General features: G+C 45.9%; 14 protein-coding genes. 12 read left to right on the top strand and 2 right to left on the bottom strand.

Going from position 1 to position 16,938, the window contains the following annotated elements; translation table 11 throughout:
- The gene (pyrF, locus tag A7D23_RS10925; RefSeq protein WP_019226788.1) at window positions 1-693 is read left to right on the top strand and encodes an orotidine-5'-phosphate decarboxylase; all 693 of its coding nucleotides are present in this window, start codon (window positions 1-3) and stop codon (window positions 691-693) included.
- A 161-nt stretch (window positions 694-854) separates the two neighbouring features.
- Window positions 855-2,009, top strand: coding sequence for a GGDEF domain-containing protein (locus A7D23_RS10920; protein ID WP_019226787.1), 1,155 nt, complete (start codon window positions 855-857; stop codon window positions 2,007-2,009).
- On the opposite strand, the gene A7D23_RS10915 is transcribed toward A7D23_RS10920, so the two are convergent.
- Window positions 1,999-3,492, bottom strand: a complete 1,494-nt coding sequence (locus tag A7D23_RS10915) for a sensor domain-containing diguanylate cyclase (RefSeq protein ID WP_019226786.1) — start codon at window positions 3,490-3,492, stop codon at window positions 1,999-2,001. The two genes, A7D23_RS10920 and A7D23_RS10915, sit on opposite strands and share 11 nt — an antisense overlap.
- A 446-nt stretch (window positions 3,493-3,938) precedes the next feature.
- On the opposite strand from A7D23_RS10915, the gene pyrE reads away from it, so the two are divergent.
- Window positions 3,939-4,544 carry an orotate phosphoribosyltransferase gene (gene pyrE, locus A7D23_RS10910; protein ID WP_167539428.1) on the top strand — a complete coding sequence of 202 codons (606 nt, stop codon included), beginning with the start codon at window positions 3,939-3,941 and terminating at the stop codon, window positions 4,542-4,544.
- 234 nt (window positions 4,545-4,778) lie between these two features.
- Here the strand turns inward: pyrE and A7D23_RS10905 are convergent, their stop codons facing one another.
- The gene (locus A7D23_RS10905; RefSeq protein WP_025206022.1) at window positions 4,779-6,599 is read right to left on the bottom strand and encodes an NFACT RNA binding domain-containing protein; all 1,821 of its coding nucleotides are present in this window, start codon (window positions 6,597-6,599) and stop codon (window positions 4,779-4,781) included.
- 207 nt (window positions 6,600-6,806) lie between these two features.
- On the opposite strand from A7D23_RS10905, the gene A7D23_RS10900 reads away from it, so the two are divergent.
- The 9 genes from A7D23_RS10900 (at window position 6,807) to metK (ending at window position 16,667) form a co-directional block, all read left to right on the top strand.
- Window positions 6,807-9,563 carry a calcium-transporting P-type ATPase, PMR1-type gene (locus A7D23_RS10900; RefSeq protein WP_019226783.1) on the top strand — a complete coding sequence of 919 codons (2,757 nt, stop codon included), beginning with the start codon at window positions 6,807-6,809 and terminating at the stop codon, window positions 9,561-9,563.
- A 335-nt stretch (window positions 9,564-9,898) separates the two neighbouring features.
- Window positions 9,899-10,735 (top strand): diaminopimelate epimerase, encoded by an 837-nt coding sequence (gene dapF / locus A7D23_RS10895; protein WP_019226782.1) that lies wholly within the window; start codon window positions 9,899-9,901, stop codon window positions 10,733-10,735.
- An 82-nt stretch (window positions 10,736-10,817) separates the two neighbouring features.
- The gene (locus tag A7D23_RS10890) at window positions 10,818-12,053 is read left to right on the top strand and encodes an LL-diaminopimelate aminotransferase (RefSeq protein WP_019226781.1); all 1,236 of its coding nucleotides are present in this window, start codon (window positions 10,818-10,820) and stop codon (window positions 12,051-12,053) included.
- A gap of 186 nt (window positions 12,054-12,239) precedes the next feature.
- A complete protein-coding gene (locus A7D23_RS10885; protein ID WP_019226780.1) occupies window positions 12,240-13,118 on the top strand; it encodes a YicC/YloC family endoribonuclease in 879 nt (292 codons plus the stop codon).
- Between the two features lie 59 nt (window positions 13,119-13,177).
- Window positions 13,178-13,447 (top strand): DUF370 domain-containing protein, encoded by a 270-nt coding sequence (locus A7D23_RS10880; protein ID WP_019226779.1) that lies wholly within the window; start codon window positions 13,178-13,180, stop codon window positions 13,445-13,447.
- Between the two features lies 1 nt (window position 13,448).
- Window positions 13,449-14,030 carry a guanylate kinase gene (gene gmk / locus A7D23_RS10875; RefSeq protein WP_025206021.1) on the top strand — a complete coding sequence of 194 codons (582 nt, stop codon included), beginning with the start codon at window positions 13,449-13,451 and terminating at the stop codon, window positions 14,028-14,030.
- Window positions 14,031-14,068: 38 nt separating this feature from the next.
- Window positions 14,069-14,284 carry a DNA-directed RNA polymerase subunit omega gene (gene rpoZ / locus A7D23_RS10870; protein ID WP_015043499.1) on the top strand — a complete coding sequence of 72 codons (216 nt, stop codon included), beginning with the start codon at window positions 14,069-14,071 and terminating at the stop codon, window positions 14,282-14,284.
- Window positions 14,271-15,479, top strand: a complete 1,209-nt coding sequence (gene coaBC / locus A7D23_RS10865) for a bifunctional phosphopantothenoylcysteine decarboxylase/phosphopantothenate--cysteine ligase CoaBC (RefSeq protein WP_019226777.1) — start codon at window positions 14,271-14,273, stop codon at window positions 15,477-15,479. The genes rpoZ and coaBC overlap by 14 nt, the downstream gene beginning before the upstream one ends.
- A gap of 6 nt (window positions 15,480-15,485) precedes the next feature.
- Window positions 15,486-16,667 carry a methionine adenosyltransferase gene (metK, locus tag A7D23_RS10860; RefSeq protein WP_015043497.1) on the top strand — a complete coding sequence of 394 codons (1,182 nt, stop codon included), beginning with the start codon at window positions 15,486-15,488 and terminating at the stop codon, window positions 16,665-16,667.
- Window positions 16,668-16,938 lie beyond the last annotated feature (271 nt).

The following is a 16,938-nucleotide window of genomic DNA, read 5'->3' as shown; positions in this document are numbered from 1 at the left end:
ATGGAAACTTCACATAGTTTAAATGAAAAGGTCATCGTGGCTTTGGATGTCAATACGAAAGAAAAAGCCCTGGACATTGCCCGGGAACTTGCCGGCTGCGGGTGCTGGCTGAAGGTTGGCCTTGAGCTTTATGCGCTTTCGGGGTTAAGCCTGATTCAGCAGTTCAAAGAGCTCGGATTTAAAATATTTCTCGATCTTAAGCTGCATGATATTCCGACTACCGTCGAAAAAACCCTAAGCGTGCTAACCGCCTCCGGCGTGGATATGATCAATGTTCACTGCAGCGGCGGATACGAAATGATGGCCAGAGCGGCCGAGGTCGGCCATAAGGCCGGCAAAACCATTATCGGCGTAACCGTCCTTACAAGTATGGGACAGGAAGACTTGACATCGATCGGGGTGCAGGGCAGTACGCAGGAGCAGGTACTGAAACTGGCAATGCTCGCCAGGAAAGCAAATTTGAACGGGGTCGTTTCTTCCGCGCAGGAAGCAAAAATTCTCCGGGAGGAATGCGGAGAAGATTTTCTTCTCGTAACACCGGGGATCCGGCCGGCCTGGAGCGAAAAAAATGACCAGGTGCGGGTTCTTACCCCGCGCATGGCCCTGGAAGCCGGAAGCTCTTATCTGGTAGTCGGCAGACCGATTACCTTGAATGAGAATCCCAGGGAAGCCATAGAGCACCTATGGGATTAAAATAGGAACAGTATTTGTATTGACAGGATTTGGCTATCGTTATATAGTTGTGACGTTAAAAGTTGACATATGTTGATATATTGTTTGAACCTATATTTTGCAGTATAAAAATGACAGCATGAACTTGACGGCATGAAAAAAATCATGAGGTTAGGCAATTCATGAGGTTTGAGCGTTTACGTAAATACTTTACGATTGTTCCAAAAGAAAATAAGGATGAATTTTCGCGTCAGCTTTGGAAAGAAAATTTCTTAAAGCTAATTGTTATTGCGGGATTCTTTAGCATTTGTGAAAGTTCACTGCTGATCTTTTTTCCGCGTGCGGTCGCAGACGTTAAAATTAGCATATTAATTTTTGTTTCGATTAGTTTGCTGATGCTTCCGCTTCTTATTCAAATATACCGGAAATACGACGTTTACAGAAAGGAAATCATCTATTGCACAGAAGTCGGGTATTTAATCATTTTACTGGTTTTTGGCTGCGCGCTTAGTATTTTGCCTCAAAATGAGCTTGTATCAATCAATCCATATATTATTGCAGTATTTGGTATAGCAGCTTTTATCTATTTACCTCCTTTGACAAGTTTGGTCTTGTATTCTTTCGTCTATCTTTTCTTTTTTCTGGTCATTCCCTACTATCAGCCGAATGATTATATTGTTGAGATTTTGCGTATCAATGCTTTCATTATGAACTTGTGTGCCTGGATTTTTTCCAGGATGGTATTCAGAATCAGATTATTTTCCTTGATTTATAAGAAAGAAGTTGAAGCCAAGAACACAATATTGGCCGACCTGTCCGTCCGCGATTCGATGACATCCCTATATAACCATGAAAATCTCTTTCTGAAACTCAAGGAAGAGATTGAACGTGCCAAACGGATTGATTATCCACTGTCTATCATTATGATGGATATCGATGATTTTAAAGACATCAACGACCGGTTCGGTCATCAATGCGGAGACGATGTCATCATCCGTGTTGCCGGGATATTGAATCAGGCATGCCGGAGTACCGATATTATCGGCAGATATGGCGGGGACGAATTCGTCATTATCCTACCTGATACTGCCTCGGATGAGGTTTTATTCCTGGCGGAACGGCTGAGATATAAGATAGCGCTAGCTGATTTTCGGGAAGGCATACATATAACCGTAAGTGGAGGAATCAGTGAGCTTAAAGAAGAATCGGCCGAGGAACTGATCAAAAAAGCTGACCTCCAGCTGTATAAAGCGAAAGCCAACGGTAGGAACCGGTTTGAAGCAGGATCTCTGGTAGACGATGTCCAGGGAAGCTTGTGGGCTAATTTCAGAGGATGATAACGCCATTGAACTCTACCCTGTTGCGTCCTTGTTCCTTGGCTCGGTAGAGAGCGTTATCCACCTTCTTGATCCAGGAATCTATGTTATCGGTATTGGCTAGTTCGGCGACCCCGATGCTTGTCGTGATTTCTCCGACTTCCTGGAACAGGTGTTCCGCAATCAGCTCCCTGAGCCTGTCGGCGTACTGCACGGCGTTTCCGGCCCGAAGGTGAGGCGCCAGGATCAGGAATTCCTCCCCTCCCCAACGTGCTAAAGAGTCAAAGCTTCGGATATTATCCCGCAGAAGGTTCACAAACTCAATTAAGGCCTGATCCCCAGCCTGATGTCCGTAATTGTCGTTGATCAATTTGAAGTGGTCAATATCCAGAAGCAGCAGGGAAAGCGGATACTTGTTACGTCTGGAACGTTCAATTTCAATTACCGAATTCTTCAGAAAGCATCTTCGGTTCCAAATATTTGTGAGCTGGTCGGTGAATGCTGATTTCTCCAATTCAGCATTCACTTTTTTTAAAGCTTCAGCTGTGCGTTTGTGCTCTTTCAGTTCTTTGCTCAGAGAGTGGATCAGCTTGAGATTTTGGATAACCGTGCTGAGCTGCCCGCAAACAGCCTGCAGCAATTCCTTATCTTTGGCTTTGAAAGGCTTATTATGCTTATTAATCAATCCAATGCCGCCGATCGTTTTTTGTTCAAATATGATCGGAAAAGCCATTTCATCAGTAAAGCCATAATCAAAAAATAACTGTTTAATGCTTTCATCAATTTTAGTTTTTTCCGTATACTTGGCGTATGCCACAAAGTCTGATGTAAGACTTTGACCGATAAAACCGACATACTGCGGCAGAATTTCTATTTTGCGGATAATCTCTTTGGGCAGTCCAAGCGTATAATATAACGCCGAGCTTTGCAGGTAGTCATCATAAAAGTAAAACACAAAAGCATCAAATTCAAACGTGCTTTTCATAATACCGGCAGCTTGTCGGATGAGTCTGTTAATGTTCTTTTCACTTGTCGTCGCCTGATAAATATTATATAAGACCTCAAGACGGTTGTACGTCTCTTTTAATTCTTCCTCTACCTGGACCCGGTCCGTGATGTCGCGGACAATGGATGTAGCGAGATATTTATTACCGACCAATTGTCTGACTGTGCTTAGTACTTCGACCGGGATGAGATGACCGTCCTTATGTTTGTGAAATGTCCGGAAAAGAGAAAGTCCTCCGTAATCAACATATTCAATAATGTTTTGGTCAATTCCGCCCGCAACAATAGGGGCAAAGTCCCTAATATTGAAGGTGAGCAGCTCTTCTCTGGTGTAGCCCAATGTCCGGCAGGCGGCTTCATTGACGAAAGAGAGGTTTCCTTCGTCATCGGCCCAGAACACGCTATCGGGTATTTTTTCAAGGCTCATGAAGGCATATAGAAGTTTTTCTTCTTTATCCTGCTCACTTTTGAAATAGACATCAAAATCCTGAAATAGCATTTAAACCACCTTGGTAAATGATCTATTATTTTCTAATCATAAATAATAGATTATTTTAGTTTTTAGATATTATCAAATAGTGATTACTAGTAAATAAAAGAAATGTAAAATCAAGTAAGAAATATTTCTGTAATCTATTATATAACAAAAAATAATAAATATAATAACTATTTTTGTAAATAATGCGGCAAACGTTTTAAGTATGAAAACATTGTTTGTAGCCATCGAAGATATCCTATTCTTCAAGAGCAGCTTGGTAGGCAGTACGGAAATGCTCCTTTCGCAAATGAACAGAACAAAATTTGAGATAGATTCCACACCAAAATAGTTCCTTTTTTCTGAATCAATGTGGTAGAATATTTTAAGTGCCATAATACATGTAAAATTCATTGTACTGGTATTTCACGGATAAATTCAGAAATCACATTTTGGAAGGTGGAATAAACGTGTCTGATCATTCAACGACTGAAAGATTAAATGAAAATGACATTCTCGATATTTTCAAGGAGACCGGAGCGCTGCTTCAAGGTCATTTTCTTCTTACTTCAGGGAAACACAGCGCGCGTTACATGCAGTGCGCTCAGGTACTTCAGTATCCGAGGAAAGCTGCAGTACTCGGAAAGGATCTGGCCGGAAAGTTTGGAGGAATGGAGATCGAAACCGTTATTGGTCCTGCGATGGGCGGGATTGTCGTCGCCCATGAGGTTGGCCGGAACTTAGGGGTAAAAGCGATCTTTACCGAAAGGCAGAATGGGGAAATGGCGCTCAGGAGAGGATTCAAGCTTGAACCTGGCGAAAAAGTCCTCGTGGTCGAAGATGTTATCACGACCGGCGGATCGGTTAAAGAAGTCATCAATATCGTCAAGGAAGCCGGTGCAGTTCCGGTCGGTGTAGGCGTGCTTGTGGACCGTAGTGGTGGCAAAGCTGATTTTGACGGACTTTTGCTGCACAGCTTGATCCAGATGAATATTGAAGCTTATGAGCCGGATGATTGCCCGCTTTGCAAGCAGGGTATCCCGTGGGAGAAACCTGGGAGCCGGGGAATAAAATAAACCTAAACAAGTAAAGAATTTGATATTTAGGTAGGACTCCGTAATACATAGTCGCTTTCGGCTTCTTGTGCTCTCCTTGGCACGTCGCTCCTTGCCATCCTTGGCATCGCGACATTAGGCCATCCGTGGCCGTCAAAAAGCCGCGCTCTGCATCGTACTTCGCAGACGCTGGCTATGTATTACGGAGTCTATTTTATGGTATTTGCGAAGTTTTCTCTAGCTATTGAACGCTGATTATCGAGTTATCTGTTGTTCGGTAGCTAGGAGCCGCTCGATAGCATCCTGCTCCGGTGTCAATAGAAGAGACCAGTTTTGCTCATAAACAACCATCCCGGGTTTGGCCCCCCGGGGTTTTTTGATTTGCCGGACGTGAGTATAGTCGACAGGGACATGGGAAGACCCCCTGGCCTGGCTGAAATAAATGGCCAGTGCCGCAGCATCGAGCAAGGTATTATCGTCCGGGAACTCCTCCTCTTCAGACAGAGGAACAATGACATGGGAACCCGGAATATTCTTGACGTGGAGCCATAGATCGCCCGGCTTCGCTTCCCGCCAGGTCATCCGGTCATTTTGCTTATTGTTGCGTCCGACCAAAATGGTTTTGCCGCTCTTAGACAGATAGACATGTGGCTGAGAGAAAGAATTCTGTTCTTTTCCAGCAGACGGTTTCTTTTTCGTCACATGCTTATCCTGTTTTTTGGAGATATACCCTTGATCAATCAGTTCCTGATAGATTTCATTAAGTTCGATATCGTTTTCAGCTTGATCAATGCTTAAAGTGAGCGTCTGAAGATAATTCATTTCTTCCTGGGCAGTTTCTTGCAATGGTTCAGTTTTCCTGATTGTTGCTTTGGCCTTATTGTAGGTCTTGTAGTAGCGCTGCGCATTATCAATGCCGGTCAGGTTTGGGTCAAGCCCAATGGTAACAGGTTTGTAATCGGGATCGGTATAGTCTTCTACGGTAACTTCCTCCATACCCGGTGAAAGCTGATAGAGATTGGCCGTCAAAAGTTCTCCTAGTTTTTGAGCTTTCAGCCCTTTTTGAGCCTTGGAGATTGTCTCGCGATAGATGCCGTCTTTCTTGCTGACGTGCGCAAAATGATCCTGGACAATCTTACGGAGCGAGCCTTTTTTGGCCTCATTCTTCTGACTGGTCATTCTTTGGGTGTAATACAAATCTACCGCGTCATTTAGGAACGACGTTTTCTGAAGTTTGAGACCTTCGTACTGCACATACGGAATAAAGGTAAAAGCAGCCGGCATGTTCTTGTCCCGTCCGGACTGATAATATACGCACGGATCAACGGCTGTATCCTGTTTGGCCAGCAGGAAAAAGGAATAAGCTTGGAAAAGACGGCTCAGGTCAATTTGTCCGCAGTTGTCAAGAAGCACATCTAGCTCAAGACAAGCCCTCAGAACAAGCTCTTTGGCCAGTTCAGGGCTGATACCGTCAAACAGATTCACCAGGACATCACAGACTTTCCGGTCAAGCGGGTACCCAAGGATGACTGACATCCATTTTTGTTCATCGCTGACAGCTTCGGCTTTATGCTGGGAAGGCGGTGAGATATACAATCTTCCGGGAAGCACTTCCCGGTGTCTGCTCAGGAGATGGGAATACCGTCTGATTCCGTCCAGAACAATGTTGGTCTGAGGATCGACTAAAATCAAATTGCTGTGCTTGCCCATGACTTCCAGGATAAGCTGATAATCTTGAAGATCGCCTCTTTCATTGTAATTCTGTACGGTCAGGGTAATGATGCGTTCCAGTCCGGACTGGCTGATCCCGATAATCTTGCCGCCTTCGAGATGTTTGCGTAGAATCATGCAGAACATCGGAGGTGAGACAGGATTTTTTTTATTTTGCTCAGTCAGATGCAGTCTGGCGGAAGTGCTGCCGGCATTTAACAGCAGACGCAAATTTTTTCCGGGACTCCGCAGTAAAAGATGGACCTCCTCTTTTTCAGGCTGCTGAATTTTATCAATACGCGTTCCAACCAGAACCGGCTCAAGCTCTTTCAATAGATGATAGAGTGTAATACTGTCAAGGGCCATATCGTTAACTCCTTCAAACTTAAATGTTTTCTCGGCAGGGCTAGTCAACCCATAGACGTCGAAAGCGGCTATATATTATGGATCCTTATCCTAGAATGAACAATGAAGAGGCAGAAAAATTCAATATCAGTATAACACAAATCCGGGAATTTTTTCTGGACAGGCCGAATAGCATGTACTAATGGAAATGAAAAGGAGGAGCAGGAAATGCAGCGGCAAGTATGGCATATATTAACCGGCGGAGAAATATGCAAAGGATTTAGAGTAGATCCTGAAAAGGGTCTTAGTGATAGGGAAGTCAGCCGGCGGCTGGCGGAATTTGGTCCGAATTCTCTGGTTGTAAAAAAAGGGGTTAACCCGGTTTTCTTATTTTTGGGTCAGTTTAAGGATTTCATGGTTCTGGTGCTGATGGTTGCTACGCTCATTTCAGGTCTGCTGGGGGAAATTGCGGACGCAGTAACCATTCTGGCTATTGTTTTTCTGAATGCAGTACTCGGCTTTATTCAGGAATACAAGGCGGAAAGGTCCATGGAATCGCTGCGTTCCCTGACGGCACCGGAGGCGATGGTTCTGCGTAATAGTAGGACGGAAAAGGTACATGCATCCGGCTTGGCTCCGGGGGACATTCTCATGCTGGAAGCAGGTGACCGGATACCTGCCGATATCCGATGGCTGAACACTTCAAACATCCGTGTGGAAGAATCAGCGCTGACCGGAGAATCCCAACCGGTCGCTAAAATGAACCAGCCTTTGACTGACGAATACAGTTCGGTTGCCGACCGGAAAAACATGGGATATATGGGAACCGTGGTTGTGAACGGGAGGGGACTTGGGATCGTTATAGCCACAGGCATGAATACCGAGATGGGTATGATTGCCGGAATGATTCAGGAGGTGAAGGAGGAAGAGACGCCTCTGCAAAAAAGGCTGGCTCAGCTTGGGAAATGGCTGGTCACGATCAGTCTTGCCGTCTGTGTTGTTGTCGTGGTGACAGGAGTTTTACAAGGAGAAAGCTTCGAAAAAATGTTTTTTGCCGGAGTATCTCTGGCAGTCGCCGCGATTCCTGAAGGTCTCCCGGCAATTGTTACGGTTGCGCTGGCAATCGGTGTGCAGCGGATGGTCAAACGCAATGCAGTGATCCGAAAGCTTCCGGCTGTGGAAACCCTGGGCTGCGCGACTGTAATCTGCTCAGATAAGACCGGAACGCTGACCCAAAATGAAATGACGGTTCGGCGGATTTTTTGTGATAACCAAGTCATTACGCTGACGGGTCAGGGGTATGACCCCAAAGGCGATTATCATGGCGCTGACCCGTATAAGGATAAAGGCCCTCTGAAAGAACTGCTAAGGTGTGCAGCCCTGTGCAATAATGCTGTATTAACCAAGAAAGGAATTCAGGTGGCAGGACTTTTCAGAGGCAAAGGTCAGGACAGCATCTGGGGAATCGAAGGTGATCCGACGGAAGGCGCCCTTCTGGTTGCAGCCGCCAAAGCGGGAGTCTGGCGGGAGGCTTTGGAACGGAAGGAACAAAGGGTTGCGGAAATCCCTTTTGAATCGGAACGGAAAAGGATGACGGTTATTTATAAGAATAAGGAGGAATATAAAGCCTACGTCAAAGGAGCGCCGGATGTTGTTCTGGGACTATGCTCGCGGGAGATGACGAAGGATGGCGTGGTGGAACTGACCTCCGAAAGAAGAAAGCAAATTCTGTTTTACAATGACGAGATGGCATCGCATGCACTCAGGGTTCTGGCGCTTGGGCTGAAAGATGTCCGGCGCGGCGAACCAAACGGTGATGTGGAAAATGATCTAATATTCCTGGGTTTGACCGGGATGATTGATCCACCACGTACGAGTGCGGTGAAAGCGATAAAAGTATGCCAGGCTGCCGGGATAAAGCCAGTCATGATTACCGGGGACCATAAGCTGACGGCGCAGGCTGTCGCGAAAGAACTCGGAATCATTCGCGGATTTAATGAACGGGTCGTTACCGGAATAGAACTTGATCAAATGACAGATGAAGATCTAAGCCACATGGTCATGAATATTTCGGTGTTTGCCCGGGTCGCACCAAGGGATAAACTTAGAATCGTCAGGGCTTTAAAAAAGAACGGCCAAATTGTGGCGATGACCGGAGACGGCGTCAATGATGCCCCCGCTGTGAAAGAAGCGGATATTGGAGTCGCCATGGGGCAGACCGGAACCGATGTCACCAAAGAGGCGTCGGCCATGGTAATCTCTGATGACAATTTTGCGGCGATTGTCGCAGCGGTCGAAGAAGGAAGAGGAATTTATGACAATATCCGAAAGTTTATCCGGTATCTTCTTTCCTGCAATCTCGGAGAAGTGCTGACCATGTTTCTGGGAACACTTACAGGGCTACCGCTGCCTTTGCTGCCGATACAGATTCTGTGGGTCAATCTGGTTACGGACGGTTTGCCGGCGATGGCTTTGGGGGTGGACGGAACAGAGCCGGATATCATGAAGAGGGTTCCGCGTCAGCCGGAGGAAAGTGTATTTGCGCGGGGATTAGGGCAAAAGATTCTAATCAGGGGAACGATTATTGGTTTAGCGACACTCTTTGTATTTGTCATCGGTTTATGGTACGGCGTCGGTCTTTTAGCGGCACGGACCATGGCGTTTACCACGCTTGTTTTTTCTCAGCTTTTTCATGTCTTTGATTGCAAGTCGGAACGCCGCGGAATCTTTGAGGTTGGTATATTTTCCAATCCATTGCTGGTCGTGGCAGTAGCAATCTCTGTTACCATGCAGCTATCGGTAATCTATCTTCCGGCTTTGCAGGTAATTTTCAAGACCACAGCGCTGGTCGGCTGGCAATGGCTTGTCATTCTGGTGGCTGCCGGCGGACCCAGCTTAATCATTGGCCTGACACGACTTATTCGGAACAGGTATCAGCCAGCTAAATCCAGCCCAAATTTTAGCTTTAAGAAAAGCGTTCACTAACTCTAAAATATGTCTCCGTAATGGATGGACAGCGCTAAGCGGAGCATGGATTGCGCAGTGCGGGATTTTGTGTCAGGGATGACACAATGACCGAAAGCGGCCATCCATTATGGAGACTGACCCGAACATAGCTGCGTATTATTGCAGCTTACGGGACCTACGAATTAATCTACCATAATGAAAACATACATTATGTATACTTCAGACAAAAATATTGACCCTTTGCTGTTCTCATAGTATTCTTAAAGAAACTTGGCTGGCGCGGCCCACGGGTTTTTGCGATTTGGTCATTTTTCGAACAGACTCTGTAAAAGGCAGCGAGAGGAGAACCCTTTATGGATTTTGTGAAAATGCATGGTCTGGGAAACGATTTTATCTGCCTGGATCATTTTCTTTTTCCGACGGGTATGGATTATGCCGAAACCGCTGTCCAGCTTTGCCACAGACAATTCGGCGTCGGCGGTGACGGTCTTATTGTGATTCTGTCTTCCGATGTAGCCGATGCAAGGATGAGGATATTTAATTCAGACGGTTCTGAACCGGAGATGTGCGGCAATGGCATACGCTGTTTTGCCAAATATGTTTATGAAGCCGGTTACGTTCAGAGAGATTCGCTTAAGATAGAAACGTTGGCTGGAGTTCTGAATGTCAAACTGGAGATCTGCCGGGGAGCTGTACACCATGTTACGGTTAACATGGGCGAGCCGTGTCTTGATCCCATTAAGATACCTGTTTTGGCCGGAACGGACACTGCACTTAACCAAAAACTTGAGGTTGCCGGGCAAGAAGTTATTTTTTCGGCGGTATCGATGGGAAATCCGCATTGTATTATTTTTACCGAGGATTTGGAATTGCTTCCATTTGAAACGCTGGGTCCTGCGATCGAGAAACACCCGCTGTTTCCGAGAAAAACAAATGTGGAGTTTGTCAAGGTAGACAATTCAGGTGAAATAACCGTTAAGGTGTGGGAACGCGGAGTCGGCCCAACGCTGGCCTGCGGAACGGGAGCCTGCGCATCTGTGGTTGCAGCAGTACTGGCTGGTAGAACCGGTAGAACTGTGATTGTTCATTTGCCCGGGGGGGACCTGAAGATTGAATGGCAGGAAGGTCAGCAAGTCCATATGACGGGTCCAGCAGTCTGTGTTTTTCGCGGAAGTACGCTTGAATCATAAGACATCATCATACTTGAATGACTACTATAGTAAAGACTACATCAGGGAATTATAACTACATATTTACAGGAGAGTGAATAGAATGGCTTTTGTCAATGAAAATTATCTTAAACTGCCTGGAAGCTATCTCTTTTCGGAAATAGCCCGCCGGGAAAAGCAATTCAGACAGGAAAACCCGGACTGTGACTTAATAAAAATGGGTATTGGTGATGTGACCCGCCCGCTTCCGCCAGCCGTCATCGAAGCAATGCATCAGGCTGTCGAGGAAATGGGCCAGCAGAAAACCTTTAGAGGATATGGCCCAGAACAGGGATATGAGTTCCTGATTGAAAAAATCATTGAGCACGATTTCAAGCCCCGCGGTGTGGACCTGGCAGTTAACGAAGTGTTTATCAGTGACGGGGCCAAGACGGACACCGCCAATTTCCAGGAGATATTTGGCATGGGCAATATCCTGGCTGTTACAGACCCGGTTTATCCGGTTTATGTGGACAGCAATGTCATGGCTGGACGTACCGGTATTTATAACAACGACAAAGGGCAGTTTGAAGGAATCGTTTATCTTCCCTGTAATCAGGAAAATGGACTGAAACCGGCGCTTCCCAGCACGAAAGCAGATATGATCTACCTGTGCTATCCGAATAATCCGACTGGAACGACACTTTCGGCTGAAGAACTGAAGAAATGGGTCGATTATGCACGCGATCATAAGGCCATCATCTTATTTGATGCTGCGTACGAAGCTTTCATACGGGAAGACGGTGTTCCCCATAGTATTTTTGAAATCGAAGGTGCGCGCGAAGTGGCCGTGGAATTCAGGAGTTTTTCCAAGACGGCTGGTTTTACCGGGACTCGCTGCGCATATACCATCGTTCCAAAGGAAGTCATGGTCTATGATTCCAAAGGAGAAGCGCACAGTCTGAATAAATTATGGCTTAGAAGGCAGACCACAAAATTCAATGGAGTATCTTATCCGATCCAGGCTGCCACTGCTGCCGTATTTTCTGAGGCAGGGAAACAACAGGTCAAAGAAACCATTGATTATTATATGGATAATGCCGCAATTATCCGGGCTGGTCTCGAAAAAGCGGGATATACCGTCTTCGGCGGTGTGAATGCACCGTATATCTGGCTAAAAACACCGGGACAGATGGGGTCCTGGGAATTCTTTGACAAGCTGATGAAAGAAGCCAATGTTATCGGAACACCCGGAGCCGGCTTCGGTGCGAGTGGGGAAGGATTCTTCCGGCTGACGGCTTTCAATACTAGGGAGAATACGGAGAGGGCCATTGAAAGGATAAGGACCAGAATAGTATAGAGCTATTAAGCAGGATGAAACAATCCATTGTTTGAGAACGTGATTTAATTGAGGGGCTGTTTGTCTCCTCAATTTTTTTTCTGGTACCTTGTATAACTCTAAAACGCATGTAAAAGGAGCAAAGCATAGTATTCTTGCCCTTCAGAGTAAAAGAATGGTATGATTGTCGTTAAGGAGTTGAGGGAATTGGCAAATAGTATGACTGGTTTTGGCAGAGGGGAAGCTCAGGGACTCGGAGTCCAGATTTCAGTAGAAATGAAGTCAGTGAACAATCGCTTCCTGGAAGTCCTAGTGAAACTACCAAGAAACTTGAATATCATTGAGGAACGTTTTCGTAAAGCCGTGCAGGAAAAAGTCCAGCGGGGCCGCGTTGATATTTACGTGAATATCAAGGAAACGGAAGAAAAAAAGAGATTAGTTAAGGTTGACAAAGATTTAGTGCTGTCGTATGATAATTCTCTGAAGGAATTGGCAAATTTGCTCAATACCACGTATAAGAGCGATCTTTTTAGTCTGGTTTCGTTCCCTGAAGTACTCAGTGTTGAAAACGAAGAGACGGATGCAGAAGCCTTGTGGCCATATCTCAATATGGCTTTACAGGAGGCGCTGAACCAGTTAATTCAAATGCGTAGGACTGAAGGGGAGAGACTGGCCAAGGATTTGCTGAAAAAATTAGATGACCTTTCCGGAATGGTTGATCAAGTAACTGTAAGAGCGCCGCAGGTTGTGGCGGAATATCAGGAAAAATTAAGGGAAAGGCTTGCGGCGCTTCTGGCGGACACTTCGCTGGATGAAGCTAGACTGATTACCGAAATTGCCATTTTTGCCGACAGGTCTTCTATTGAGGAAGAGCTGGTCAGGCTCGGGAGTCATTTTGAACAATTTACCAAAGCCTTTTCAACCAATGAGCCGATTGGACGGAAACTTGATTTTCTGGTTCAGGAAATGAATAGAGAGATTAATACCATTGGATCTAAGGCGAATGATCTGGAAATTTCACATATTGTTGTCCAAGGGAAAAGTGAACTGGAGAAAATCCGGGAACAGGTTCAGAATATTGAGTAACACGATGAAAAAGAGCAATAACGCGGTATGCAGCGTATTGAATATGGGAGGTATAGGAATTGGATATCAAATTGATTAATATAGGATTTGGCAATATTGTATCGGCTAACAGAATTATCTCGATTGTAAGTCCGGAATCAGCACCCATTAAGCGAATTATTCAGGAAGCGCGCGATACAGGAATGCTCATCGATGCCACCTATGGGCGAAGGACGCGTGCCGTCATTATGTGTGACAGCCACCACGTAATTTTGTCGGCTGTTCAGCCTGAAACGGTTGCCCATCGTCTGACCGCCAAAGAATCCAGTAGTGAGGATCCGGTTGATTAATATGGAAGACAAAGGGCTGCTGATTGTGGTCTCAGGTCCTGCAGGAGTTGGAAAAGGAACGCTGTGTAAGCGGCTTTTTGCCGAGTGCGGTGATCTGGAATATTCTATTTCTGTAACGACCAGGGCACCAAGACCGGGAGAAACAGAGGGAAAAGAATACTATTTTCGTTCCAGGGATCAATTTCTTAAAATGGTTGAGAATAATGAGTTTCTGGAATGGGCAGAGTTTTGCGGAAACCTGTATGGAACCCCAAGATTTCATGTGGAAAGTGTCCTGAAGAGAAACAAGACCATCTTACTGGAAATCGATATGCAGGGAGCAAAAATTGTCAAAAAGGCTTTTCCGGATGGTGTGTTTATTTTCATTGTTCCGCCTTCCCTGGAAGAGCTCGCTGAAAGGCTTTATGGAAGAGGAACGGAAACACCTGAGGTCATGCAGCGCAGACTAGCACAAGCCGTTCTGGAAATGAAAAATATGAAGGATTATGATTATGCTGTTGAGAACGACGAAATTGGCACTGCGGTAGAAAAGCTTAAGAGTATTATGATTGCAGAAAAATGCCGGGTGAGTTCAAAGCCGTAATAATTTTAAAGTCGCTCTAATTTGAAGGAGGAATAACGATGAAGCAGCCTTCTTTGGATGTTCTGATGTCCCAGGCAGACAGTAAATATACCCTAGTGGTGGCAGCTGCCAAAAGGGCCAGGGTACTCATGAACAATTTGGATGCAAGTGAATTTAAAGATACAAAACCTGTTAGCAGGGCTTTGCTTGAGATTGCAGACGGAAAAGTCTATCCTGACTTTTTTGATAAGGTAACGTCAGATGCTTTGCGGTAAACGTGTGCTTCTGGGCGTAACAGGCAGTATTGCTGCCTACAAAGCGGTCGACATTGCCAGCAGACTGGTGAAAAGCGGTGCAGAGGTCTTTGTCGTGATGACAAAATCAGCGACAGAGCTCGTTGCGCCTTTGACATTTAGAAGCATATCAGGACAGCCGGTTTATACGGAAATGTTCACGGAACCTAAAATGTGGAACATTGAACATATTTCTCTGGCCCAGAAGGCAGACATCACCTTAATCGCTCCGGCGACAGCCAATATCATTGCGAAGATGGCTGTCGGTCTTGCTGATGATTTTCTTTCTACCGTCTTGCTGGCTGTCAATAATCCAATCTTTGTAGCTCCGGCGATGAATCATGCCATGTATCATCACCCTGCAACGCAGCAGAATCTGGGGATTCTTCAGCAACGGGGTATTCATATGATCGGGCCAGCCAAAGGATACCAAGCCTGCGGGACAGAAGGCGACGGCAGGATGAGTGAGCCTGCGGAGATCATTGATTTCCTTCAGAATTTTATGTTAAACCGGGAAATCATGAAAGGCCGGAAAGTGCTAGTTACGGCCGGCGGCACCCGCGAGGAACTTGATCCGGTCAGATATCTTGGAAATTACAGCTCAGGCCGCATGGGCTATGCAATTGCTGAGGCGTTTGCTGAGGCAGGCGCACAGGTGACCCTGGTCAGCGGCCCCTCGGATATCCTGCCCCCGTTCGGCGTGGAAACGGTCCGGATTATTTCAGCGGAAGAGATGTATCTGGAAGTTATGACACGATATGCGGAACAGGATATCGTCGTCAAAGCAGCTGCTGTTGCTGATTTTCGACCTGCAGTCCGCAATGAGCAAAAGATCAAAAAAGACGGAGAGTCTGTTATCTTAGAATTAGTTCCGAATCCAGATATTCTGTCAGCTTTGGGAGCTCGGAAGAAACACCAGTACTTGGTTGGCTTTGCTGCCGAGACCCAAAATGTAATTGAAAACGGTCTGGAAAAGTTGAAACGCAAAAAGGCCGATATGCTTGTAGTCAATGATGTCACAGCACCTGGCGCAGGTTTTGGCACAGATACCAATATTGTTAGTTTTCTTTATCCCGATGGCAGAAAAATAGATCTGCCCAAAATGAGCAAGCTGGATGTCGCCAGAAGGTTGGTGCAAGAGATTGCCTTGAACAAAGGTATTGGATCAAAGGAGTGATTTTGGATGGGTTACAAATTATTTACCTCAGAATCTGTTACCGAAGGACATCCCGACAAAATATGCGATCAAATTTCGGATGCAATTCTTGATGCCGTCCTGTGTCAGGACAGAGAAGCAAGAGTTGCCTGTGAAACATCTGTGACAACCGGGCTGGTTCTGGTAAGCGGCGAGATTACCACCCATTGTTATGTGGATATTCCAAGAGTCGTAAGGGAAACCATCAGACAGATTGGATATACGAGAGCCAAGTATGGCTTTGACGCAGATACATGTGCGGTGCTGACCTCGATTGGAGAGCAGTCCAGTGATATTGCCTTAGGCGTTAACAAAGCACTGGAGGCAAAAATATCCGAAGAAGATATCAGTGAGATCGGTGCAGGAGACCAGGGGATGATGTTTGGCTATGCGACAAACGAAACCGAAACATTCATGCCGGTGCCGATTGATCTTGCGCATAAGCTGGCCCGCAGGCTAGCTGAAATCCGTAAGGCGGAAGTGCTGAACTATTTAAGACCTGACGGTAAAACGCAGGTTACCGTTGAATACGAGGACGGAAAACCCAAAAGGATCGATACGATTGTAATTTCGACCCAGCATCATCCTGAGGTTTCCCAGGAGCAGATCAAAAATGACCTTCTGGAACATGTCGTAAGACCAGTGGTTCCATCTGAAATGTTGGATGAGAATACCCGTTATTATATCAACCCGACGGGCAGATTTGTGATTGGCGGGCCTCAGGGTGATGCAGGACTTACCGGCAGAAAAATTATCGTTGACACCTATGGCGGTATGGCTAGACATGGTGGCGGGGCGTTTTCCGGAAAAGATCCTACGAAGGTTGACCGGTCCGGGGCTTATGCCGCGCGCTATGTGGCCAAAAATGTTGTCGGAGCGGGCCTAGCTGACCGCTGTGAGATTCAGATCGCCTATGCGATTGGGGTTGCGCGTCCTGTCTCCATTTCAGTTGAAACATTTGGGACGGGTAAGGTCAGTGATGATAAGATCATCACGCTGATTAATGAAACGTTTGATCTTCGTCCGGCTGCAATCATCAACACTCTGGATCTCCGCAGACCAATCTACAGACAGACCGCGGCCTACGGGCATTTTGGCCGCAATGACCTTGACCTCCCGTGGGAGAAGCTTGATAAAGTCGAACAATTAAGGAAACTGGCCGGACGCTGAAACGTTGTTAAGCTTCCAATAGAAATAAGCTATAGCAGAGAAAAATTATCGATATTAGTAGAAGAATAACAGACTGCAGAGGGTGTCGTGGGAATCCAGGGCATCCTTTTTATGTTGATAACAGGAAAAATTACAATTTTTTATGGTGAGCGGTCAAAGTAAATGCAACCTTTGACAGAGTAAATATAGTGGGGTTTCATTGAGTCTGTCAAAATACTGGGAATAACAGGTATAGTACCTGTTAAAAATAGCCGATTCAGATTATATGGAG

The organism is Dehalobacter sp. TeCB1 (assembly GCF_001707455.1).
Lineage (GTDB): Bacteria > Bacillota > Desulfitobacteriia > Desulfitobacteriales > Syntrophobotulaceae > Dehalobacter > Dehalobacter restrictus.
This window is presented reverse-complemented; position numbering and strand designations above follow the sequence as displayed.

What these genes read in the sequence shown, in the direction of transcription:
- pyrF (WP_019226788.1), top strand. Translation starts at nt 1, where the DNA reads ATGGAAACTTCACATAGTTTAAATGAAAAGGTCATCGTGGCTTTGGAT.
- A7D23_RS10920 (WP_019226787.1), top strand. Translation starts at nt 855, where the DNA reads ATGAGGTTTGAGCGTTTACGTAAATACTTTACGATTGTTCCAAAAGAA.
- A7D23_RS10915 (WP_019226786.1), bottom strand. Translation starts at nt 3,492, where the DNA reads ATGCTATTTCAGGATTTTGATGTCTATTTCAAAAGTGAGCAGGATAAA.
- A7D23_RS10905 (WP_025206022.1), bottom strand. Translation starts at nt 6,599, where the DNA reads ATGGCCCTTGACAGTATTACACTCTATCATCTATTGAAAGAGCTTGAG.
- A7D23_RS10900 (WP_019226783.1), top strand. Translation starts at nt 6,807, where the DNA reads ATGCAGCGGCAAGTATGGCATATATTAACCGGCGGAGAAATATGCAAA.
- dapF (WP_019226782.1), top strand. Translation starts at nt 9,899, where the DNA reads ATGGATTTTGTGAAAATGCATGGTCTGGGAAACGATTTTATCTGCCTG.
- A7D23_RS10890 (WP_019226781.1), top strand. Translation starts at nt 10,818, where the DNA reads ATGGCTTTTGTCAATGAAAATTATCTTAAACTGCCTGGAAGCTATCTC.
- gmk (WP_025206021.1), top strand. Translation starts at nt 13,449, where the DNA reads ATGGAAGACAAAGGGCTGCTGATTGTGGTCTCAGGTCCTGCAGGAGTT.
- rpoZ (WP_015043499.1), top strand. Translation starts at nt 14,069, where the DNA reads ATGAAGCAGCCTTCTTTGGATGTTCTGATGTCCCAGGCAGACAGTAAA.
- coaBC (WP_019226777.1), top strand. Translation starts at nt 14,271, where the DNA reads ATGCTTTGCGGTAAACGTGTGCTTCTGGGCGTAACAGGCAGTATTGCT.
- metK (WP_015043497.1), top strand. Translation starts at nt 15,486, where the DNA reads ATGGGTTACAAATTATTTACCTCAGAATCTGTTACCGAAGGACATCCC.